This window comes from Brachybacterium massiliense (genome assembly GCF_900184245.1).
Taxonomy (GTDB): Bacteria; Actinomycetota; Actinomycetes; order Actinomycetales; family Dermabacteraceae; genus Brachybacterium; species Brachybacterium massiliense.
This window is the reverse complement of record NZ_FXXB01000008.1, coordinates 353,851-374,627: the sequence shown is the minus strand read 5'-3', so window position 1 is coordinate 374,627 and position 20,777 is coordinate 353,851. Positions and strand designations below refer to the sequence as shown.

The window sequence follows — 20,777 nt, the reverse complement described above, 5'->3', positions numbered from 1 at the left end:
GGCCCTGCTCCGTCGGCCTCGGTGCGTGCAAGCCTACCTTCGCCGAGTGGGTGCGGGACCTTCACCGAGCCTCCTCATATGTGACACAGAGGACATCGTCGATCGCGGCGGAGACGGGCGGGACTCTCGTCCCGTAATGCGCACAGGTGTCCGGTGACATAGAATCAGGCCCGCGCAGCACGGTCCTGGGGTCGGATCGGCCCCTCGTCGCTGCATCGCACGCACTGCCCGCTCGTTAGGAGTCCTTTCTTGTCACCGTCGTCCGACGCCCCCTCGTCCAGTTCCCTCTCCGAGGTGCTGAGCTTCACCACGGGCCAGATCGTGCAGGAGATCGGTTACGACGATGACGTCGATCTCGATCTGCGCGATGCGATCGAGGACCTCATCGGCGATGAGCTGGAGGACGAGGACACTCAGGAGCTCGTGGACGCCGTCGTGCTGTGGTGGCGCGATGGCGACGGCGATCTCACCGACGCCCTCGTGGACACCCTGCGCAACATCGAGCCGGGTGCCCCCGTGTGGGTGATGATCCCCAAGGCGGGTCGGCCCGGTCATGTGATGCCCGGCGAGATCCAGGAGTGCGCCGGGATCGCCGGGCTGCGGGTGATGAGCTCGGTGAGCCTCGCCCCGGACTGGACCGGCACCCGCCTGGCCAGCCGCTCGAGCTGATCTGGCACGCAGCGCATCCCCTCCGTGAGGAGGGTCACGGCTCTCGATGCGTCGAGCGCCACGGGGCATCGCCCCGCCCGGGTCGTTAGCTCAGCTGGTCAGAGCGTCTGGTTTACACCCAGAAGGTCGGGGGTTCGAGCCCCTCACGACCCACCGGAAGAAAGGCCCGCTCAGCGGGTGAGCGTGTACAGCACCACGAGCGCCAGCGGCACGGCCACGATCAGGCAGCCCCAGGTGAGCGTGGTCCTGCGGTCCTGGGCCTGCTGCTCGGGGGTGCGCGGCGGGGTCTCGGGGCGGCCGTCGCGCTCCCACTGCTCCTTCTCGCGCTGGCGGCGCACCAGCAGCTGACCGATCAGGAGCACCACGGAGACCAGGATCGCCACGGCGAGCGCGAGCAGGATGAGCGTGTCGATGGCGGTTCCTCCGGTGAGCGCGGGGATGGGGGACTGCGCACAGGGTCTCACGGCCCGCGGCCCCGTCCTGGACGCTTCCTATACTGGCCGCACTGCCATGCCCGGTGCGCCCGCAGCTCGCGGAGATTCGCCCGGCGGCCCGTGGAAGGAGGAACCGCGCAGGTGAATGCCCCCAGCAGAGAGTTCGACGTCGAGGCGATCCGCGCGGACTTCCCGATCCTCACCCGGATGCTCGATCCCGAGACGCCGATGATCTATCTCGACGGCGGCGCCACCTCGCAGCGGCCGCGCCAGGTGATCGATGCGGAGGTCTCCTACCTCCTGCGCGACAACGCCGCGGTCAAGCGCGGAGCCCACCGCATGGCGGGCCTGGCGACCGACGCCTACGAGGGGTCCCGAGAGCGGGTCGCCGAGTTCCTCGGCGCACCGTCCCCTGACGAGGTGGTCTTCACCAAGAACGCCACCGAGGCGCTGAACCTCGTGGCCCATTCGCTGGGCAGCGGCGACTCCTCCACCCCGGAGCACCTGCGGGTGCGGGAGGGTGACGAGATCCTGGTGACCGAGATGGAGCACCACGCCAATCTGGTGCCCTGGCAGGAGCTGGCCCGACGCACCGGTGCCACGCTGCGCTGGATCCCGGTGGCCGAGGACTTCACGCTGGATCTGTCCGATCTCGTCTCCCTGCTCACCGAGCGCACCAAGGTCCTGGCCTTCACCCACCAGTCCAATGTGCTGGGCACCGTGAACCCCGTGGCAACCCTGGTCGAGGCGGCGCACGCGGTGGGGGCGCTGACGGTGCTGGACGCCGCGCAGTCCGCCCCGCACATGCCCTTCGACGTCGCCTCGTTGGGAGTGGATCTCGTGGCGTTGTCCGGCCACAAGATGCTCGGCCCCACCGGGATCGGGATGCTGTGGGGACGCTACGATCTGCTCGAGCAGATGCCGCCCTTCCTCACCGGCGGCTCCATGATCGAGCTGGTCGAGATGGAGCGTTCCACCTTCGCCGAGCCGCCCGCCCGCTTCGAGGCCGGCACCCCGCCGATCTCCCAGGCCGTGGGCCTCGCCGCCGCCTGCGACTACCTCGACGGGCTCGGGATGGACCAGGTCGCCGCACATGAGCGGGCGCTGACCCAGCGGGCCCTGTCGGGACTGGCCGGTATCGACGGGGTGCGGGTGATCGGCCCGGCCCTGTCCCCGGAGCGCACCGGCGCGGTCTCCTTCGATCTCGCCGGGCGCCACCCGCACGACGTGGGCCAGGTGCTCGACTCCCTCGGCATCGAGGTGCGGGTGGGTCACCACTGCGCCTGGCCGCTGCACCGACGCTTCGGCGTGCACGGCACCACCCGGGCGAGCTTCTCCGTCCACACCACCACCGCCGAGGTCGACGCCTTCGTGGAGGGCGTCGCCCACACCGTCGACTTCTTCGGAGCCCTCGCATGAGCAGCCCCCTGAACTCCCTCTACACCGAGCTCGTGATGGAGCACGACAAGCGTCCCCTGCATGCCGGGCTGCGCGAGCCGTTCACCGCCGAGGTCCACCACGTCAACCCCACCTGCGGCGACGAGATCACGCTGCGTCTGCAGCTCAGCGAGGACGCCTCCGACATCGAGGACGTCTCCTACGACGCGATCGGCTGCGCCATGAGCCGCGCCTCCGCCTCGATCATGGCCGACCTGCTGATCGGCCGCTCCACGGCGGAGGTCGAGCCGGTGCACGAGCACATGGAGACGGTGATGCGCTCGCGTGGCCGGGAGGAGGGCGATGAGGAGCTCATCGGGGACGGCGTCGCGCTGCTCGGCGCCGCGAAGTTCCCTGCTCGCGTGAAGTGCGTGCTGATGCCGTGGAAGGCCTACCAGGCGGCGCTGGTCGAGGCGCGGGCGCTGCAGGCATGAGCATGGACCCGAGCATGGGGAATGGGACGGCGAGCGTCGCGGAGGTCACCGGCACCCTCGAGGCGGCCTACCCGCTGGCCTGGGCGGAAGCCTGGGACCGGGTGGGTCTGGTGCTGGGGGAGCGGGACGCCGAGGTGCGCCGCGTGCTGCTGGCCGTGGATCCCACCGTCGAGGTGGCCCGCGAGGCCGTCGCCCGGGAGGCGCAGCTCCTGGTCACCCACCATCCGCTGCTGCTGCGCGGCGCGAGCTTCCTGCCGGCCGACGAGGGCAAGGGCGCCGTGGTCACCACGCTGCTGCGCCACGGCACCGCGCTGTGGTGCGGGCACACCAACGTGGACCGCTCCACCCGCGGCACCGTCGGCGCCTGGATCGATGCGCTCGCGCTGCAGGACGCCGCACCGCTGGTGCCCGGGGAGCTGAGCGAGGAGGCGGCCCACGGATCCCGGCGCTTCGGGCTCGGGGCGGTGGGTTCGCTGCCCGCTGCCACCACCGTCGGCGCCCTCGCCGCGATGATCGCGCAGGAAGTCCCCGCGACCGCGCGGGGGATCCTCCACACCGGGGATGCCGAGCGGCCGGTGCGCCGCGTGGCGGTGTGCCCCGGCGCCGGCGACTCCTTCCTCGAGGCGGCGATCATGGCCGAGGCGGACGTCTACATCACCTCGGATCTGCGCCATCACCCGGCGCTCGAGCACCTCGAGTCAGCCGTGGAGCCCTCCGCGGTGCCGGCCCTGATCGACGTGCCCCATGCCGCGAGCGAGGCGCTGTGGCTGCCGATCGCCCAGCAGCTGCTCGCCGAGGCGCAGCCCGGCCTCGAGGTGCTCCTGAGCGAGCACACCACCGACCCCTGGGGCGGCCACGCCGCCTGAACAGGTGCTCGCCCGGGTCAGTCCACCCGGTCCACGACGACCAGCCGGTCTCCGTCGAGCTCGACCGTGAGCCCGCCGAGCCCGGCGCTCACCGTCTCGGCCACCTCCTCGGGAGTGGCCGGCGCCGACGGGGCCGCGAGCAGCACCTGGGTGACCAGGCCGCGGTAGCGCTTCGCATCGTGAGAGATCACCTTGCGCACCCCGCCCCTTTCCTGGACCGGGGCGACCTCGAGCACGTGGAGTCCCTCGCCGCCGCGCATCGGCATCATCGAACGGTAGGCGCCCGATCGGCAGTCGATCACCACCGGCGAGTCGCCCCCGGCCTGCGCGGCACGCAGCTCGGCGGCCACAGGCTGCAGCCGCGCACGCCACCAGGAGCCCGCCTTCCCCAGCTGCGCGAGCGAGGAGCTCGCCGAGAGGCGGTAGGCGGGGATCCGATCCGTCGCGGCGTCGACCAGCCCGAACAGGGCGCTCTGGACCAGCACCTGTCGGTCCTGGGCAGGGGAGAGGCCGGCCTCGAGCTGGTCGTAGAGCACCCCCGAGTAGACGGACAGCGCCGGCGCGACGGGCTCCTCGGCCAGATGCAGCATGCGGCCCACCAGCTCCGGCGAGGAGGCCGGGACGCCCAGCCGCGTGCCGCCCTCCGGGCCGGCGGCGGTGCGTCGGGCCGCTCGCAGCATCACCTCGCGCGCCTCGTGCAGCGCGGGCAGCGACATCGCCGCGAGGTCGAGCACGGCGGCGCCGATCTCCGAGGGGCGGGTCTTCGTCTCCGAGGGCGGCAGCAGGATCAGCATCCCTCCATTCTCGGCCGACGCCCCAGGGCGGCCCGGCAGCGACGAGGAGACGTTGCGCACGCCTGCTCCGGGGGCGGGGTGCGGGTGGGCGGCGCGGCCGCGGCCCGCGTAGACTGTCAGGCGGACCAGTCGGCCGGGCAGCCGCGTCCTCGGGGCTCCGTCCCCGGGGCCGAGGAAAGTCCGGGCTCCATCCGGCACGGTGGTGGGTAACGCCCACCCGGAGCGATCCGCGGGACAGTGCCACAGAGAACAGACCGCCGCCCGCACCCCTCGGGGAACGGGCGGTAAGGGTGAAAGGGTGGTGTAAGAGACCACCGCGGTCCCGGTGACGGGACCGGCACGGTAAACCCCACCGGGAGCAAGGTCAGACAGAGGATGTTCGAGGGCGCCGGCCCGAGTCCTCGGGTGGACCGCTGGAGGTCGTCGGCAACGGCGATCGTAGAGGGATGGCTGCCGATCACAGAACCCGGCTTACAGGCCGGCTGGTCCGCCCCGCGGGCCCCGCAGCGCGGGGCCGGCGGGGGAGCGCTCAGCTCGTCGCCGCGGCCTCGGCCTGCTTCTTCTCCGCCTTCTTCGCGGCCTTCTTCTCGGACTTGCGCAGAGCCTTGCGCTCGAGGTGGGCCAGCGCCGCGGCGCCGACGATCCCGGCCTCGTTGCGCAGCTCGGCAGGCACGATCTCGGCCTTCAGATCCAGCAGGGGCAGGAACTTGTGGTGCTTCTTGGAGACCCCGCCGCCGACGATGAAGCGGGTGGGGCTGAAGAGGAACTCGACGTGGGAGAAGTACTCCTGCAGCCTCCCGGCCCAGGTCTCCCAGTCCAGATCCTCCTTCTCACGGATGGAGCTGGCCATGTAGCGCTCGGCGGAGTCGCCGTGCAGCAGCAGATGGCCGAGCTCGGTGTTGGGCACCAGCTTCCCGTCCACGAAGGTCGCGCTGCCCACGCCGGTGCCGAGCGTGATCACCATGGCCACGCCGGGCACGTCACGGGCGGCACCGAACTGCACCTCGGCGATGCCGGCGGCATCGGCGTCGTTGACCACGAACACGTCGCGCCCGGTGCGCTCGCTCAGCAGCGCGTCCACATCGGTGCCGATCCAGGCATCGTCCACGTTCGCGGCGGTCTGGGCCACGCCCGCCTTGATCACCGCGGGGAAGGTGACGCCCACGGGCATCCCCTCCTCGAGGTCGAAGGAGGAGAGGAGCTCGGCGACGGCATCCGCCACCGCCTCCGGCGTCGAGGGCTGCGGGGTGGGGATGCGCACCCGATCTGCGGTGAGCTCGCCGGTGTTCAGATCGACCGGCGCCCCTTTGATTCCGCTGCCGCCGATGTCGATCCCGAAGGCCTTCTTGCTCATCGTCTCTCCTGGTTGCCGTGAACGGGCGGGAAGTCGCGCCCTGCGGTGGACGTGCACCGGACGTGGCGGTGCTCACAGCACACCAGGGTACCCGGTGGTCAGGGGCGGGTGAGGGGGCGTCCGCGAGGTCTCAGACCACGGTCAGCAGCTCGGGTCCCTCGCCGGTGATCACCATCGTGTGCTCGAACTGGGCGGTGAAGGAGAGGTCCTTGGTGACGATCGTCCAGCCGTCGTCCCAGGACTCCCACTCCTGCGAGCCGAGGGTGATCATCGGCTCGATCGTGAAGGTCATGCCCTCCTCGATCACGTCGTCGAACATCGGCGCCGAATCGTAGTGGGGGATGATCAGACCGTTGTGGAAGCCCTCGGCGATGCCGTGGCCGGTGTAGTCGTGCACCGACTCGCAGCCGTGGCGGGCAGCGAACTTCTCGATCACCCGGCCGATCACGTTGACCTCGCGCCCGGGGCGGGCCGCTTTGATGCCGCGCAGCATCGCGTCGTGGGCGATCGTGACCAGCTCCTGCGCCCGGGGATGCACATCGCCCACCAGGAAGGTGGCGTTGCAGTCGCCGTGCACGCCATGGATGAAGGCCGTGACGTCGACGTTGAGGATGTCGCCGTCCTGCATCACCGTGGAATCCGGGATGCCGTGGCAGATGACCTCGTTCAGGCTCGTGCAGCAGGACTTCTCGAAGCCCAGGTAGCCGAGGGTCGAGGGGTAGGCGCCGTGCTCGAGCAGCACGTCATGGACCACCTGATCGATGTGATCGGTGGTCACGCCGGGCCGGGCGGCCTCGCCTGCGGCCTGCAGCGCGAGCGCCGCGATGCGGGAAGCCTCCCGCACCCGCTCGATCACGTCGGGGGTCTGCACCCGCGGGCCGCTGTCCGAGACGGCTTCGTCCTTGCCCACGTACTCGGGCCGCTCGATCCGGGCCGGCACGGTGCGGCGCGGGCCGAGGGTGCCGGGAACCAGCGGCTCGCGGCCTTCTGGACGGGTCCATACCTGCTCTACAGTCATGTCCACCAGTCTCTCACCGACATCGAAGGAGTCCGACGTGAGCGAGGGCACGCAGTTCTACTACAACCTCAGCACCGGCGCGGTGGAGGAGGGCCGTCAGTCCCCGGGATCGGAGCTGATGGGCCCGTACGCCACCCGGCAGGAGGCGGAGCGGGCGCTGAAGACCGCCGCGAGCCGCAACGAGAAATGGGAGCAGGACGACGACGCCTGGGAGGACTACGGCGAGCCCGCCGCCGACGAGCCCCGCTGAGGGGCGGCCCTCACTCGAAGGAGTGCTCCGGGCCGGGATAGGAGCGCTCGCGCACCTCGTCCCGGTACTGGCTCGCAGCCTGCTCGAGCTGGCCCCGCAGATCCGCGAAGGTCTTCACGAACCGGCCGCGGAAGTCGGAGAGCCCGGCCATGTCCTGCCACACCAGCACCTGGCCGTCGCAGTCCGGCCCGGCGCCGATGCCGATGGTGGGCACCGAGACCGACTGCGTGATGCGGGCGGCGAGCGCGGCGGGCACCAGCTCGAGCACGATCGCGCAGGCGCCCGCCTGCTCGAGCGCGGCCGCATCGGCGAGCATCTTCTCGGCGCCAGCATCGTCCCGTCCCTGCACTCGATGGCCGGACAGCGAGTTGACCGACTGCGGCGTGAAGCCCAGGTGCCCGCACACCGGGATCCCGGCCTCGACCAGCGCCCGCACCTGCGGGGCGATCTCCGCGCCGCCCTCGAGCTTGACCACCTCGGCGCCCGCGCGCACCAGCTCCACGCCGTGGCGCAGGGCGTCCGTCGGCCCGGTCTCGTAGGTGCCGAAGGCCAGATCGGCCATCACCAGCGGCCGGTGCACGCTGCGCGCCACCGCACCGGTGAAGGTGAGCATGTCCTGATGCGTGGTGGCGGTGGTGGAGGCGTGGCCGAGCACGGTGCTTCCCACCGAGTCGCCCACCAGCAGCACCTCGATGCCTGCGGCCTCGAACACCTGCGCGGAGAAATGGTCGTAGGAGGTGAGCATCGCGAAGGGACGGCCCTGGTCCTTCGCCTGCTGCAGATGACGCAGCCGGATCTTCGCCGGGGAGGCGGGGGACTCAGTGCTCACGAGACTCTCCTGTGCGAGGTCGGGGAATGATCCGCACCAGCCTAGCCCGGCTCCGAGGGCTCGTCGGGCTCCGGGAGGAGCGAGCCCGGATGTGCCACCCTGGTGCCAGTCGCCGCACCGGTCGATTAGGAGGGAGCCTCACGTGACATCCAGGATGCGCCCCACCGTGCGCCGCGTCGCCGCGGGCGCGGGAATGCTCGCTCTCGCACTGGGAGCCATGGCCTGCACCGGCGGCGAGGACGAGCAGACCGCGCCCGGTCCGCAGACCCCGTCGGTGCAGGAGCAGCCCGCCCAGGACGACCCCAGCTCCACCCCGGACGAGGAGGGCGACGAGACCGCCGAGCCGTTCAGCGAGGACGAGCTCGAGCGCGCCGCAGAGCGCTTCGTCGAGGCCCTGGCCCTGCTGGAGGACCGGGACTGGGCAGGGACCTGCGCCATGGTGCTGGATCCGAGCACGGGTAAGGCTCCCGAGGGGGAGAGGCTGAGCGACTGCGTCGAGGACGTCCGGCCCGCGGTCTCCGGCTACGCGGACGGTCTCGAGCCGGGGGTGCTGGATGCGATCGAGCCTTCCATGGTCGAGGCCGTGGACGAGGGGGACGGCAGCGTCTCGCTGAGCATCATGGACCAGCCTGTCGACGTCCCGATGGTGCCGGGCGAGGACGGCCGCTGGTACTTCTCCATCCCGTTCTGAGCCGTCCCGCCGCCGCGAGGGTGGGGAGTTCTCCCCACAGACAGGCGACCGGCTCCGTGCCATCCTGGAGCTGTTCGGCATCCGCGCCGGCACAGTGAGGGAGGACAGCATCATGACGTCGATCATGCGCAGGACAGTTCGAGGAACCGCCGCGGGCCTGGGGGCTCTCGCGATCGTCGCCGGCACCGCAGCGTGCGGCGGCCTCATCGACGAGGTCACCGGTGGCGACGGAGGCGACGACCCGACCGTCGAGGAGCAGGATCCGGCGGACGAGGGCACAGACGAGGACGCCGAGGGCGCGGACACGGAGTCCGATGACTCCGGCGCGACCGAGGATGGCACCGACACCGAGGATGCGGACGACGCCGCAGACGATGCCGGCGACGCCGAGGACTCGGACGAGTCGGAGGACACTGCGGACGATGCCGGCGATTCGGCCTCCGGCGATGCGCTCAGCGAGGACGACCTCTCGGCCGTCGCAGACCGCTACTACGAGTTCCTGCAGGCCACCGTGGAAGGCGACGGGAAGGCCGGCTGCGGTCTCCTGATGAACCCGTACACGGACGCGCCGCTCGAGGGCAGTGCGCTCGAGGCCTGTGCCGAGGGCTTCAGCAGCACCGCCGAGGAAGAGGGCATGGACGAGTCGCTGCTCGACATCATCGACCCCTCCATGATCGAGGGCGTCGACAACGGAGATGGCACCGCAGGAGTCACGATGATGGGCCAGGACGGCCGAGTCGTCTTCGTCAAGGGCGAGGACGGCAAGTGGTACATCGACGGCTCGGACTTCGTCTGAGCTCTGCTCGCCGCCTCATGCGCACCCCGGCATCCGCTCCTCGGATGCCGGGGTGCCGTGTCTCCGGCGCCGTGCGCTCCTGAGGCACACTGGGCGCATGGGACATCTCCACGACGACGTCATCCGCACCGTCTCGGACCAGGACGTGCGCTTCATCCGGCTGTGGTTCTGCGACATCGCGGGGACGCTGAAGTCCATCGCGATCTCCCCCTCCGATCTGGAGATTGCCTTCACCGAGGGCATCGGCATCGACGGCTCGACGATCGAGGGCCTGACCCGCAGCTACGAATCGGACATGATCCTGCGGCCCGATCCGGACACCTTCGAGCTGCTGGCCTGGCGTGGAGAGACCAACGCGACCGGGCGGATGATGTGCGATGTGCTCACCCCCGACGGGGAGCCCGCCGCGTCGGACCCGCGCCGCGTGCTGCGCGAGGCGCTGGCCCGGGCGGAGGAGAAGGGCCTGGAGCTCTACACCCACCCCGAGATCGAGTTCTACCTCTTCGAGGAGCCCTACACCCAGGGCGAGCCGCTGCGCCCGATCGACAACGCCGGCTACTTCGACCACGTCCACCGCGGGCAGGGACAGGACTTCCGGCGCTCCGCCATCCAGCACCTCGAGGCGATGAACATCCAGGTCGAGTTCTCCCACCACGAGAACGGCCCCGGCCAGAACGAGATCGACCTGCGCTACGCGGACGCCCTCACCACGGCGGACAACATCGTCACGCTGCGCACCGTGGTCAAGGAGGTCGCGCTGTCGATGGGCCAGGTCGCCACCTTCATGCCCAAGCCGATGATCGACCAGCCCGGCTCCGGCATGCACACCCACCTCTCCCTGTTCCAGGGCGGGAAGAACGCCTTCCACGCGCCCGGGGCCGAGTACGGCCTCTCCCGCATGGGCCGGCAGTTCATCGCCGGGCTGCTGCGCCATGCCCCGGAGTACAGCGCGGTGACCAACCAGTGGGTCAACTCCTACAAGCGCCTGTGGGGCGCGCAGGAGGCGCCGAGCTATGTGTGCTGGGGGCACAACAACCGCTCCGCCCTGGTGCGAGTGCCCTTCCACAAGCCCACCAAGGGCACCAGCTCGCGTGTCGAGTTCCGGGGCCTGGACTCCTCGGCCAACCCGTATCTCGCGTTCTCCGTGCTGCTGGCCGCGGGCATGGCCGGCATCGAGGGGGAGTACGAGCTGCCCGAGGGGGCGGAGGACGCCGTCTGGGAGCTCACCGAGCGCGAGCGCCGCGCCATGGGCATCGAGCCGCTGCCCACGGACCTGTTCCGCGCGCTCGAGGTGTTCGAGAGCTCCGAGCTGATGGCCAGCACCCTCGGCGAGCAGGTCTTCGAATTCTTCCTGCGGGACAAGCGCCAGGAATGGCAACGCTACCGCGAGCAGGTCACCGACCACGAGCTGCGCTCGACCTTCAGCCGCGTCTGAGGACTCGCCCATGAGCACCGAACCCGCGACCACCACCGGGGCCCTGGCGAGGCTCGGCTTCAGCCGCACCGACCGGGTCCAGCGCTTCCTGTCCGAACCGGCGCTCTCGCGGCTCGGGCAGGACGCAGCCCGGGCCCTGGGCCGGACGCCCGACGGCGACGAGGCGGTGCTGGCATTGCTGCGCCTGTCCGAGGCGGCCGCGGAGGCGGGCGCCACGGCGCTCAGGGATGAGTTCCTCGACCAGATCGATCAGGGCGGGCCCGGCGGCAGGCGGCTGATCCGCCTGCTGGGCACCTCGGTCGCGCTCGGGGACTTCCTCATCCGCCATCCCGAACGGCTCGAGCTGCTTCGGGAGGGCGATGACGAGCTCGCGATGACCGCCGCCGACGCCCGCACGATGATGCTCGAGGCCGTCGGCGCGGATCCTGGGGCCGAGGTGCCCGTCGCCTCCGACCACGGCCGGGAGGTGCGTGACGCGCTGCGGATCGCCTACCACGGCCGACTCGCCCAGATCGCCGCCGCAGACGTCTGCGCGGCCGACCCCATCGCGCTGCAGCCCCGTGTCTCGGCCGCGATCAGCGACCTCGCCGATGCCGCGCTCGAAGCGGCCGCCGCGATCGCCCGGGCCACCGTCGAGGGCGCGGAGACCGTGCGCTGGGCGGTGATCGCGCTCGGCAAGACGGGTGCGCGCGAGCTCAACTACATCTCCGATGTCGACGTCATGCACGTGGTCGCGCCCGCCGGGGGAGAGGACGCCGAGGAGGACGTGCTCGCCACCGGTGCGGCGCTCGCCCGCGAGCTGGCCCGCGCCTGCTCCGAGCGCACCGGCGAGGGCTCCCTGTGGCAGGTCGATGCGAACCTCCGCCCGGAGGGCAAGGACGGTCGGCTCGTGCGCACTCTCGCCTCCTACCGGCGCTACTACACCGAATGGGCGCACTCCTGGGAGTTCCAGGCGCTGCTGAAGTCGCGCACCGCGGCCGGGGACCGGGAGCTGGGCGGGGAATTCGAGGAGATGGTCGAGCCCTGGGTGTGGCAGGCCTCCACCCGCGACGGCTTCGTCGAGGATACCCGGGCGATGCGGCGCCGCGTGGTCGCCCACATCCCGCGTGCCGAGGTGGAGCGGAACATCAAGCTCGGGCCCGGCGGGCTGCGGGACGTGGAGTTCACCGTGCAGCTGCTGCAGATGGTCCACGGCCGGGCCGACGAGGTGCTGCAGGGCCGCTCCACCCTCGATTCCCTCGCCCGGCTCGGCGAGGGCGGGTACATCTCCCGTGATCACGTCACGGAGATGGACGAGGCCTACCGCTTCCTGCGCTGCGTCGAGCACCGCCTGCAGCTGCACCGCCTGCGCCGCACCCAGGTGCTTCCCACCGCGGCGTCGGACCTGCGCCGCCTCGCGCGCAGCCTGGACCTCTCCACCGACGACTTCCACCAGCGCTACCAGCGCACCCGCCGCCGCGTGCGCCGGCTCCACGAGGAGATCTTCTATCGCCCGCTGCTGCTGACCGCCTCCCAGCTCAGCGACGGGCAGATCCGCCTGAGCAAGGAGGACGCCGCCGCCCGGCTCGCCGCCATCGGCTACCGCGACCCCGCACGGGCCCTCGGGCACATCACAGCGCTGACCGAGGGCATCTCGCGGCGCGCCAAGATCCAGCGTCAGCTGCTGCCGGCGATGCTCGAATGGTTCGCCGACGGGGTCGACCCGGACCTGGGCCTGCTGTCCTTCCGGCGGCTGTCCGACACCATCGGCTCCGCTCACTGGTACCTGGGTCTGCTGCGCGACTCCGGCCTCGCCGCCAAGCGCCTGACCCGGGTGCTCTCGGCCGGCCGCTACGTGGGCGAGCAGCTCGAGCAGATCCCCGAGGCGGTGCGCTGGCTCGCTCGCGACGAGCAGCTGCGCCCCCTCTCGCGGGACGTGCTGGGCCGCGAGTTCCTCGCCGTCATCTCCCGGGTCGACGAGGCCGACGAGGCGCGCGACGTGCTGCGCCGCACCCGCAACCGCGAGCTGCTGCGCGTGGGCCTGGCCCACCTGACCGGGGTGGCCTCGCCGCAGGAGGTGGCCCGAGCGCTCACCGACCTCGCCGAGGCCGTGCTCGAGGCCGGCATGCTGGTCGCGATGCACGTCGTGGCCCGCGAGCGGGAGGCCGTGGGCGAAGACGCGGAGACCCTCGACGAGGTCTCCGAGGTCGACGTCGACACCGCGCATCGCCTGCGCGAGAAGCGCTCCGATCCGGCGCGCGCGCTGGGCATCGAGATGGCGATCATCGCGATGGGCAGCTTCGGTGCGGGCGAGATGGGCTACTCCTCCGATGCGGACGTGCAGTTCGTGGTGCTCGACCGGGGCGCTGGCGCCGCGAGCGTCGAGATCGCCGGGGCCGTCGCCGCGCAGACCCAGCGCATCCTCAACGCACCCACCGCCCGCGCCGACATGCGGGTCAGCGCCGATCTGCGCCCCGAGGGCAAGGTGGGCCCGCTGGCCCGCAGCCTCGAATCGTGGACCGACTACTACCGCCGTGACGCCGAGACCTGGGAGAAGCAGGCGCTGCTGCGCGCGCGCCCCGTCGTCGCCTCCGAGGCCGTCGCCGAGCAGCTGCGCGAGCAGATGGACCGTCACCGCTACCCCGAGGGCGGACTGGACCCGTCGGCCCACCGCGCGATCGTGCGGATGAAGGCGCGGGTCGAGTCCGAGCGCCTGCCCCGCAACGCCGATCCCTCCCGGCACGTGAAGCTCGGCCGGGGAGGCATGACCGACGTGGAATGGAGCGCCCAGATCCTCGCCCTCGAGCACGGCCACGAGATCGAAGGCCTGCGCACCCCGCGCACCCTGGAGCAGCTCGAGGCGGCCGCGACGGCGGAGCTGATCACCGCCCGCGAGGCCGAGGAGCTGCGGGAGGCCTGGATCCTCGCCTGGCAGATCCGCCGCGGGCTGTTCCTGTGGAAGGGCCGGGAGGGAGACGTGCTGCCCACCGATCGCCACGACCTGCGGGCCCTGGCACTGCTGATCGACGGAGAGGACGGCACCGCCTCCGAGCTCGAGGAGCGCTACCTGCGCCTGACCCGCCGGGCACGCACCATCGCCGAACGGCTCATCTTCGGGGAGGAGGGCTGAGCGACGTGCTGCGAGCTCGCGAGCGGCAGGAGCGCAGCGGAGAGATACGGCTGAGCGACGTGCTGCGAGCTCGCGAGCGGCAGGAGCGCAGCGCAGAGAAACGGCTGAGCGACCTGTTGCTGAGCGAGGTGTGATCCGTCAGCGTCTCGCGGCGCGTCCTGGCCGCGGCTGTCCCATGCCCAGTGCGCTCCGTCGTACCGTGGTCGTCGTCCGTCATCCCCGTCGCCCCGGCGACGACCGTGCCACCCCGAGGATCCATGACCACGCCCTCCCTCAGCGCTGACACCCCGCGCGGCCGCATGTACCGTCTCGAGCCGGACGGCCCGCTCATGTACCCCTCGATCACCACGGTCGCCGGGATGCGCGCGAAGGACTTCCTGCAGGGCTGGTACGCGACGATGGCCTCCAAGCGGGCGCTGGAGATGTACGCCTGGCTGGACCGCAACCCGCACCGCGCCGCGGAGGAGATCTCCCGCGTCACCCGTGACCGCTGGGGGACCCAGAAGCGGATCGCGGCCGCGGCCCCCGAGTACACCCGCACGGCGGCGGACTTCGGCACCCTCGTGCACGCCGTCTGCGAGGACTGGGGCACCAGCGGCACCCGTCCCGACGGGGCACGGATCGGCGAGATCGCCGCACAGATGCGTGCCGACCAGGGCTGCTTCGCCGACGAGAAGGACCCGCAGGCGCTGATCGCGCGAGCGGAGGTGCGCCTGGACGGCTATGGCCGGTTCCTGGACGACTACCAGCCGGAGTTCCTCGAGGTCGAGCAGACCGTCGTCAACCACACCGTGGGCTATGCGGGGACCACGGATGCGATCGTGAAGATCGGCAACACCGTGCTCAGCGCCGACATCAAGACCTCGAAGAAGGTGCGCGGCGACTACGCCCTGCAGGGGGTGGCGGTGTGCCGCGCGGAGATGCTGCTGGACGAGGACGGCAGCACCCGCGAGATGCCCGAGCTGACCGGAGCGTTCGTGATCCACCTCCCCGAGGCCGGGGGATACCGGGCGGTGCCGCTGCGCACCGGGGATGCCGAGTTCGAGGTGTTCCGCTCGCTGCGCGCCGCCTGGTCCTTCGAGCCCGATGAGTGCGCGCTCGAGCCGGCCGACGGGCCCAAGGATCTGCTTCTGTCGCTGCTGCGCAGCAAGGGCGGCCTCGACACCCTCGGCTGAGCGCCGACCTCTCTCCCGCACAGCGGTCCTGTGATGTCCCTTGCGCCGCGCTGAACGCGTGTATAGCCTATTGAACACACGTTCAGCACGGAGCGAGGAGACGCGATGGAGAGCACCCCGCCCGCCGAGGAGCGCATCCTCCAGGCCGCCCTGCGACGCTTCGCGGTGGACGGGCTGTCCGCACCGCTGCGCGCCGTCGCGCAGGACGCCGGCGTCAGCGCAGGGCTGATCATCCACCACTACGGCTCCCGCGCCCACCTCCTGGAGGCCTGCGATCAGCGAGCCCTCGAGGTCACCCGGGACAGCAAGGAGGACGTCTTCGCCGGCGGAGCGGGGGTGATGCTCGCCCAGCTCGCCGCGGCCGAGCGCTACGCCCCGCTGGTCGGCTACGTGCTGCGCCGGCTCCAGGAGGGAGGGCCCCTCGCCTCACAGCTGGTCGAGCACTTCGCCGCGCAGGCGCAGGAGTACCTCGCCCAGGGCGAGGAGACCGGGATGATCACCCCCAGCCGCGACCCTGCGGCCAGAGCACGCGTGCTCACCGAGATGGCGCTGGGCTCGTTGCTGCTCCAGCTGCCCGCCCAGCGCGCGCCCCTGGACCTCGACGGGCTTCCCGCCTGGCTGCACCGCTACACCGAGGCGATCGTGCTGCCCACGCTCGAGCTGTACACCGTGCCGCTGCTCAGAGACAGCTCCCTGCTGGACGCCTACCTCGCCGCCCGCACCGACGAAGAGCCCTCCGACCCGACGACCGATGGGAGCACGTCATGACCCGCACCGTTGCCCACGACCGCGACCCAGCAGCATCTGCTGACACTGCCGACACTGCTGACACTGCCGAGCCGGCCGTGGTGGTCCGCGACCTCACCAAGGCCTTCGGCGCCACCCGCGCCCTGGACGGCTTCAGCCTCACCGTTCCCCGCGGGCAGGTCACCGGCTTCCTGGGCCCGAACGGCGCCGGGAAGTCCACCACCATCCGGATCCTGCTCGGCCTGCTGCGCGCCACCTCCGGGCATGCCGAGGTGCTAGGCATGGACCCGTGGCGTGATGCGGTGCGGATCCACCAGCGTCTCGCCTACGTGCCCGGGGACACGAACCTCTGGCCGAACCTCACCGGCGGCGAGGCGATCGACGTGCTCACCCACGGCGCGAAGGGCGCCGCCCACCGTCGGCGGCGCGAGGAGCTCATCGAACGCTTCGAGCTGGACCCCACCAAACGCTCCCGCACCTACTCCAAGGGCAACCGGCAGAAGATCTCCCTGGTCGCGGCGCTCTCACGCGACGTGGACCTCTACATCATGGACGAGCCCACCTCGGGTCTGGACCCGCTGATGGAGGCGATCTTCACCCAGGAGGTCGCCCGCCTGCGCGCCGAGGGCCGCACCGTGCTGCTGTCCAGCCACATCCTCGCCGAGGTCGAGAAGCTCTGCGACACCGTGACGATCATCCGCGCCGGGAAGGACGTCGAGTCCGGGACCCTCGAGGAGCTGCGCCACCTCACCCGCTCCACCGTCGCGGCGACCACCGCCGCGGACCACACGGCCCTCACGGCGATGGATGGCGTGCACGACCTGGTCGCCGAGCACGGACGGCTCCGCTTCGACCTCGACGACGGGGCGATGCACGAGGTCCTGCCCGAGCTGACGAGGATGGAGGTGACGGGGCTGACCATCACACCACCGTCCCTCGAGGACCTGTTCCTGCGTCACTACGGAGACGACCTCTCCGACGGCGCGGCACGACGGGAAGCAGCGCAGCAGGAGACGACGCAACAGGAGACGGCGTCATGAGCACCGCGGTCGCCCCACCTCCGCGCAGCGTCCCGCACTCGCACCGTCGCGAGAGCCCCTCCGCCTCACCGCTGGCCGGGCTCGGAGCCCTGATCCGGCTCTACGGTCGGCTCTCCCGCCGGCCGCTCATCGTGTGGACGCTCGCGATGCTCGTACTGGTCCCCGCCTCGATCCTCGCGATGGAGGAGGCCTATCCCGACCAGGCCGCCCTCGATGCCCGGGCGATGCTGCTGGACAACCCCTCGGCCGTGATGATGACCGGTCCGTACTTCGCGGCCGACGGATACACCTTCTGGGCGATGGTCGCCAACGAGCTGCTGCTGTACGTGCTGATCGCCGTGGCGATCATGAGCGTGCTGCTGGCCGTGCGCCACACCCGCGCCGAGGAGCAGTCCGGGCGCCTGGAGATGGTGCGCGCCCTGCCCGTCGGCCGCTTCGCACCGCCGCTGGCCGCCCTGGTGATCGTCACCATCGCGAACCTCGCCGTGAGCCTCGCGGTGAGCGCCGGCGCGCTGATGGTGGGCGGGCCCGTGGCGGACTCGCTCGCGCTGGGGCTCGCCACGGCGCTGACCGGCCTCGTCTTCGCTGCGCTCGCGATGGTCACCGCGCAGATCACCGAGAACGCGGGCACGGCGAGCGGCATGGCGCTGGGGATGCTCGCGATCGCGTTCCTGGTGCGCGGCGTCGGCGACGTGATCGACCGCCAGGGCTCGTGGCTGTCCTGGTTCTCCCCGCTCGCCTGGGCCCAGCAGTCCCGCCTGTACGTGGACCTGCGCTGGTGGCCGGTGCTGGTCTCCCTCGCGGCGATCGTGCTGCTGCTCGCGATCGCCGCCGCCCTCTCCCGCCGCCGCGACGTGGGCGCGGGGCTGCGCGCCGCGCGACACGGCCGAGCCGGCGCCTCCGCCGCGCTGCTGGCCCCGGGCGGACTGGCCCGGCGCCTGCTCACCTCCGGCATGCTCGCCTGGGGCATCGGCCTGTTCCTGTTCGCGATCGCCTTCGGGTCGCTGGCCTCCTCGCTGACGGACTTCGTCGAGCAGATGCCCGCGATCGGAGAATGGGCGCCGATCACCGCGGAGGACCTTACCGGCTCCTTCGCCGCCTTCGTGCTCACCATGCTCACCATCGGACCGGTCGCGCTGAGCGTCTCCGGCGTGCTGAGGATGCGCTCCGAGGAGCTCGAGGGCCGCCTCGCCGGCATGCTCCTGGCCGGCACCTCCCGCACCGCGCTCGCCCTGCTCTGGTTCGTGGTGGTGCTCCTCGAGGTGGCCGTGATGCAGGTGCTGCTCGGCCTCGGCGTGGGCCTGGGCGTGTGGAGCGCGACCGAGGACACCGCCTGGATCGGCGAGATGACCGCGGCCTCGCTCGCCTATCTGCCCGCGATCGCCCTGTACGGCGCCTTCGCGCTCGCGCTGTTCGGTCTGCGGCTGCGTGCCACCGCCCTCGCCTGGCTGCTGGTGATCTGGACGGCGCTGGTCACCTTCCTCGGCGACCTGCTGGGCCTTCCCCAGTGGGCGCGGGACCTCTCACCGCTCGAGCACGTCGCCCTGGTGCCCTCCGAGGAGCTCGAGGCCGTTCCGCTCGCGGTGATGGGCTCAGCGGCCGCGATGCTGGTGGTGGCCGGGCTGCTGCTCCTGCGCCGACGGGATCTGGTGGCGGGGTAGCCCCGGGCGCGCGGGCTGCGCGATCAGAATGGGCCGATCCGCACCACGGCGCCTTCGAGATCCTCGTCCCAGGGGATCTGGCAGGTCAGCCGGGAGGTCGGCTCGCGCTCGTCGTCCATGAGGGTGTCCAGCACGTCCGCCTCGTCCTCGTCGATCTCTCCGGCGGTCTCGAAGGAGACCTCGTCGAGGTAGGAGTGGCAGGTCGAGCACGAGGCGTTCCCGCCGCAGCTGGCGAGGATCGGGTACCGGTTGCGGACCAGGCACTCCATGAGGGACTCGTCGTCGTCCCACTGCACACCGGGGGTGCTGACGCCCTCACGGTCGATGACGGTGATCTCGATACTGTTCATGCCCCCATTCCATACCTTCGCGGGGATCATCGCCAGTCATGCCTGCGGCGAGTCGTCGGCGAGGCCGCGGCAACGAGAAGGCCCCCGACCTGATCGGGCAGGTCGAGGGCCTTCTGTGAGGGGGACGGCTCAGATGTCGTAGTAGAGCTCGAACTCGTGCGGGTGCGGGCGGAAGCGGAACGGATCGATCTCCGTGGTGCGCTTCAGCTCGATCCAGGTCGAGATGAGGTCCGCGGGGAACACGTCGCCCTCGGTGAGGAAGTCGTGATCGGCCTCGAGGGCGTCCAGGGCGGCGCCGAGCGACTCGGGCAGCTGGCGGATCTGGGAGTGCTCCTCGGGGGGCAGCTCGTAGAGGTCCTTGTCGATCGGCTCGGGCGGCTCGATGCGGTTGCGGATGCCGTCGATGCCGGCCATCAGCTGCGCCGCGAAGGCCAGGTACGGGTTCGCCGAGGGGTCCGGGGCGCGGAACTCAATGCGCTTGGCCTTCGGGGAGGAGCCCGTGACCGGGATGCGGATCGCGGCCGAGCGGTTGCGGGCCGAGTAGACCATGTTCACCGGCGCCTCGAAGCCGGGCACTAGACGCTTGAAGGAGTTCACCGTCGGGTTGGTGAACGCGGTCAGCGCGGGGGAGTGCTCGATGATGCCGCCGATGTACCAGCGGGCGATGTCGGAGAGGCCGCCGTAGCCGCGCTCGTCGAAGAACAGCGGCTCGCCGTCCTTCCACAGCGACTGGTGGGTGTGCATGCCCGAGCCGTTGTCGCCGAACAGGGGCTTGGGCATGAAGGTTGCGGTCTTGCCCGCGTTCCACACGGTGTTCTTCACGACGTACTTGAACTTCATGACGTCGTCCGCAGCCTGCTGCAGCGTGTTGAAGCGGTAGTTGATCTCCTGCTGACCGGCGGTGCCCACCTCGTGGTGGGCGCGCTCGATCTGCAGTCCGACCTGCTCGAGGGTCGCGACGACCTCATCGCGCAGATCCGCCATCTGGTCGTTCGGCGGGACCGGGAAGTAGCCGCCCTTGAGGCGCGTCTTGTAGCCCTGGTTGCCGCCGTACTCGGACTCGTCGCGGTCGGTGTTCCACACCGCCTCGTCGGAGTCGATCGAGTAGAACCCGGAGTTGACCGAGGTCTTGAAGCGCACGTCGTCGAAGATGTAGAACTCCGCCTCGGCGGCGAAGAAGGCGGTGTCCGCGATGCCGGTGGTCTTGAGGTACTCCTCGGCCTTCGAGGCGACCGTTCGCGGATCGCGCGAGTACGGCTCGTCCGTGAACGGGTCCACGATCGAGAAGTTGATGATGAGGGTCTTGCGCTCGCGGAACGGATCCAGATACGCGGTCTCCAGGTCGGGGATCAGCTTCATGTCCGACTCGTGGATGGCCTGGAAGCCGCGGATCGAGGAACCGTCGAACAGCTGACCGGTCGCGATGGCCTCCTCGTCGAAGGTGCTGGCCGGGATGTTGAAGTGCTGCATCACGCCGAGAAGGTCGCAGAATCGGATGTCGATGAACTCGACGCCCTCTTCCTCGACGTACTTCACGACCTCGCTGTGATTGTTGAACACATGTCCTCCGTCCGCGCGCTCCGGCGCGTGTTGCGTGCTGTCTGACCCCGATGGGCGTTTCCACATGAGCTCCGCGGATCTCTGCGACCCGGATCTCAGGTGACCCCAATCCTAATGCGGCGGCGGGA

Annotated in this window: 20 protein-coding genes, 1 tRNA gene and 1 other RNA gene; 15 read left to right on the top strand and 7 right to left on the bottom strand. The window is 70.9% G+C overall.

Going from position 1 to position 20,777, the window contains the following annotated elements; all coding sequences use genetic code 11:
* Window positions 1-249 precede the first annotated feature (249 nt).
* Both BN4251_RS11700 and BN4251_RS11695 read left to right on the top strand, forming a co-directional pair.
* On the top strand, window positions 250-669 hold the full coding sequence (locus tag BN4251_RS11700) for a DUF3052 domain-containing protein (RefSeq protein WP_087485271.1): 420 nt from the start codon (window positions 250-252) through the stop codon (window positions 667-669).
* Window positions 670-748: 79 nt separating this feature from the next.
* A tRNA-Val gene (locus BN4251_RS11695) sits at window positions 749-822 on the top strand.
* 17 nt (window positions 823-839) lie between these two features.
* On the opposite strand, the gene BN4251_RS11690 is transcribed toward BN4251_RS11695, so the two are convergent.
* Window positions 840-1,133 (bottom strand): hypothetical protein, encoded by a 294-nt coding sequence (locus BN4251_RS11690; RefSeq protein ID WP_245810321.1) that lies wholly within the window; start codon window positions 1,131-1,133, stop codon window positions 840-842.
* A 111-nt stretch (window positions 1,134-1,244) separates the two neighbouring features.
* Here BN4251_RS11690 and BN4251_RS11685 point away from each other — a divergent pair, with 111 nt between their 5' ends.
* Genes BN4251_RS11685 through BN4251_RS11675 form a run of 3 tightly spaced genes read left to right on the top strand, consistent with a single transcriptional unit; the run spans window position 1,245 to window position 3,840 of the window.
* Window positions 1,245-2,522 carry an aminotransferase class V-fold PLP-dependent enzyme gene (locus BN4251_RS11685; protein WP_087485270.1) on the top strand — a complete coding sequence of 426 codons (1,278 nt, stop codon included), beginning with the start codon at window positions 1,245-1,247 and terminating at the stop codon, window positions 2,520-2,522.
* Entirely contained in the window at window positions 2,519-2,974 is a 456-nt protein-coding gene (sufU, locus tag BN4251_RS11680; RefSeq protein ID WP_087485269.1) for a Fe-S cluster assembly sulfur transfer protein SufU, read from the top strand. Before BN4251_RS11685 ends, sufU begins: the two co-directional genes overlap by 4 nt.
* A gap of 14 nt (window positions 2,975-2,988) precedes the next feature.
* Window positions 2,989-3,840, top strand: a complete 852-nt coding sequence (locus BN4251_RS11675; protein ID WP_170931949.1) for a Nif3-like dinuclear metal center hexameric protein — start codon at window positions 2,989-2,991, stop codon at window positions 3,838-3,840.
* A 17-nt stretch (window positions 3,841-3,857) separates the two neighbouring features.
* Here the strand turns inward: BN4251_RS11675 and BN4251_RS11670 are convergent, their stop codons facing one another.
* A complete protein-coding gene (locus BN4251_RS11670; protein WP_087485267.1) occupies window positions 3,858-4,634 on the bottom strand; it encodes a YaaA family protein in 777 nt (258 codons plus the stop codon).
* 125 nt (window positions 4,635-4,759) lie between these two features.
* On the opposite strand from BN4251_RS11670, the gene rnpB reads away from it, so the two are divergent.
* Window positions 4,760-5,124: RNase P RNA component class A (gene rnpB, locus BN4251_RS11665), an RNA gene on the top strand.
* A gap of 39 nt (window positions 5,125-5,163) precedes the next feature.
* On the opposite strand, the gene ppgK is transcribed toward rnpB, so the two are convergent.
* Window positions 5,164-5,988, bottom strand: a complete 825-nt coding sequence (ppgK, locus tag BN4251_RS11660) for a polyphosphate--glucose phosphotransferase (protein WP_087485266.1) — start codon at window positions 5,986-5,988, stop codon at window positions 5,164-5,166.
* A 130-nt stretch (window positions 5,989-6,118) separates the two neighbouring features.
* Window positions 6,119-7,006: a type I methionyl aminopeptidase gene (map, locus tag BN4251_RS11655; RefSeq protein ID WP_087486354.1), complete on the bottom strand. Its 888-nt coding sequence runs from the start codon at window positions 7,004-7,006 to the stop codon at window positions 6,119-6,121.
* Window positions 7,007-7,043: 37 nt separating this feature from the next.
* Here map and BN4251_RS11650 point away from each other — a divergent pair, with 37 nt between their 5' ends.
* Complete coding sequence (locus BN4251_RS11650; protein WP_087485265.1) at window positions 7,044-7,256, top strand: hypothetical protein; 213 nt, start codon at window positions 7,044-7,046, stop codon at window positions 7,254-7,256.
* A gap of 10 nt (window positions 7,257-7,266) precedes the next feature.
* On the opposite strand, the gene panB is transcribed toward BN4251_RS11650, so the two are convergent.
* The gene (panB, locus tag BN4251_RS11645; protein ID WP_087485264.1) at window positions 7,267-8,085 is read right to left on the bottom strand and encodes a 3-methyl-2-oxobutanoate hydroxymethyltransferase; all 819 of its coding nucleotides are present in this window, start codon (window positions 8,083-8,085) and stop codon (window positions 7,267-7,269) included.
* A gap of 142 nt (window positions 8,086-8,227) precedes the next feature.
* On the opposite strand from panB, the gene BN4251_RS11640 reads away from it, so the two are divergent.
* The 8 genes from BN4251_RS11640 to BN4251_RS11605 all read left to right on the top strand — a co-directional run bounded on the left by BN4251_RS11640 (window position 8,228) and on the right by BN4251_RS11605 (window position 18,739).
* The gene (locus tag BN4251_RS11640; RefSeq protein ID WP_170931948.1) at window positions 8,228-8,776 is read left to right on the top strand and encodes a hypothetical protein; all 549 of its coding nucleotides are present in this window, start codon (window positions 8,228-8,230) and stop codon (window positions 8,774-8,776) included.
* A 112-nt stretch (window positions 8,777-8,888) separates the two neighbouring features.
* Window positions 8,889-9,572, top strand: coding sequence for a hypothetical protein (locus BN4251_RS11635; protein ID WP_087485262.1), 684 nt, complete (start codon window positions 8,889-8,891; stop codon window positions 9,570-9,572).
* 97 nt (window positions 9,573-9,669) lie between these two features.
* Complete coding sequence (locus tag BN4251_RS11630) at window positions 9,670-11,007, top strand: glutamine synthetase family protein (RefSeq protein ID WP_087485261.1); 1,338 nt, start codon at window positions 9,670-9,672, stop codon at window positions 11,005-11,007.
* A 10-nt stretch (window positions 11,008-11,017) separates the two neighbouring features.
* Entirely contained in the window at window positions 11,018-14,116 is a 3,099-nt protein-coding gene (locus BN4251_RS11625; RefSeq protein WP_087485260.1) for a bifunctional [glutamine synthetase] adenylyltransferase/[glutamine synthetase]-adenylyl-L-tyrosine phosphorylase, read from the top strand.
* Window positions 14,117-14,373: 257 nt separating this feature from the next.
* The gene (locus tag BN4251_RS11620) at window positions 14,374-15,291 is read left to right on the top strand and encodes a PD-(D/E)XK nuclease family protein (protein ID WP_087485259.1); all 918 of its coding nucleotides are present in this window, start codon (window positions 14,374-14,376) and stop codon (window positions 15,289-15,291) included.
* A 105-nt stretch (window positions 15,292-15,396) separates the two neighbouring features.
* Window positions 15,397-16,059: a TetR/AcrR family transcriptional regulator gene (locus BN4251_RS11615; protein ID WP_087485258.1), complete on the top strand. Its 663-nt coding sequence runs from the start codon at window positions 15,397-15,399 to the stop codon at window positions 16,057-16,059.
* Window positions 16,056-17,078 carry an ABC transporter ATP-binding protein gene (locus BN4251_RS11610; RefSeq protein ID WP_087485257.1) on the top strand — a complete coding sequence of 341 codons (1,023 nt, stop codon included), beginning with the start codon at window positions 16,056-16,058 and terminating at the stop codon, window positions 17,076-17,078. The genes BN4251_RS11615 and BN4251_RS11610 overlap by 4 nt, the downstream gene beginning before the upstream one ends.
* Complete coding sequence (locus BN4251_RS11605; protein ID WP_087485256.1) at window positions 17,075-18,739, top strand: ABC transporter permease; 1,665 nt, start codon at window positions 17,075-17,077, stop codon at window positions 18,737-18,739. Before BN4251_RS11610 ends, BN4251_RS11605 begins: the two co-directional genes overlap by 4 nt.
* Before the next feature lie 23 nt (window positions 18,740-18,762).
* Here the strand turns inward: BN4251_RS11605 and BN4251_RS11600 are convergent, their stop codons facing one another.
* Window positions 18,763-19,089: a 2Fe-2S iron-sulfur cluster-binding protein gene (locus BN4251_RS11600; protein ID WP_087485255.1), complete on the bottom strand. Its 327-nt coding sequence runs from the start codon at window positions 19,087-19,089 to the stop codon at window positions 18,763-18,765.
* Between the two features lie 129 nt (window positions 19,090-19,218).
* Window positions 19,219-20,649: a type I glutamate--ammonia ligase gene (gene glnA, locus BN4251_RS11595; RefSeq protein ID WP_087485254.1), complete on the bottom strand. Its 1,431-nt coding sequence runs from the start codon at window positions 20,647-20,649 to the stop codon at window positions 19,219-19,221.
* Window positions 20,650-20,777: the final 128 nt, after the last annotated feature.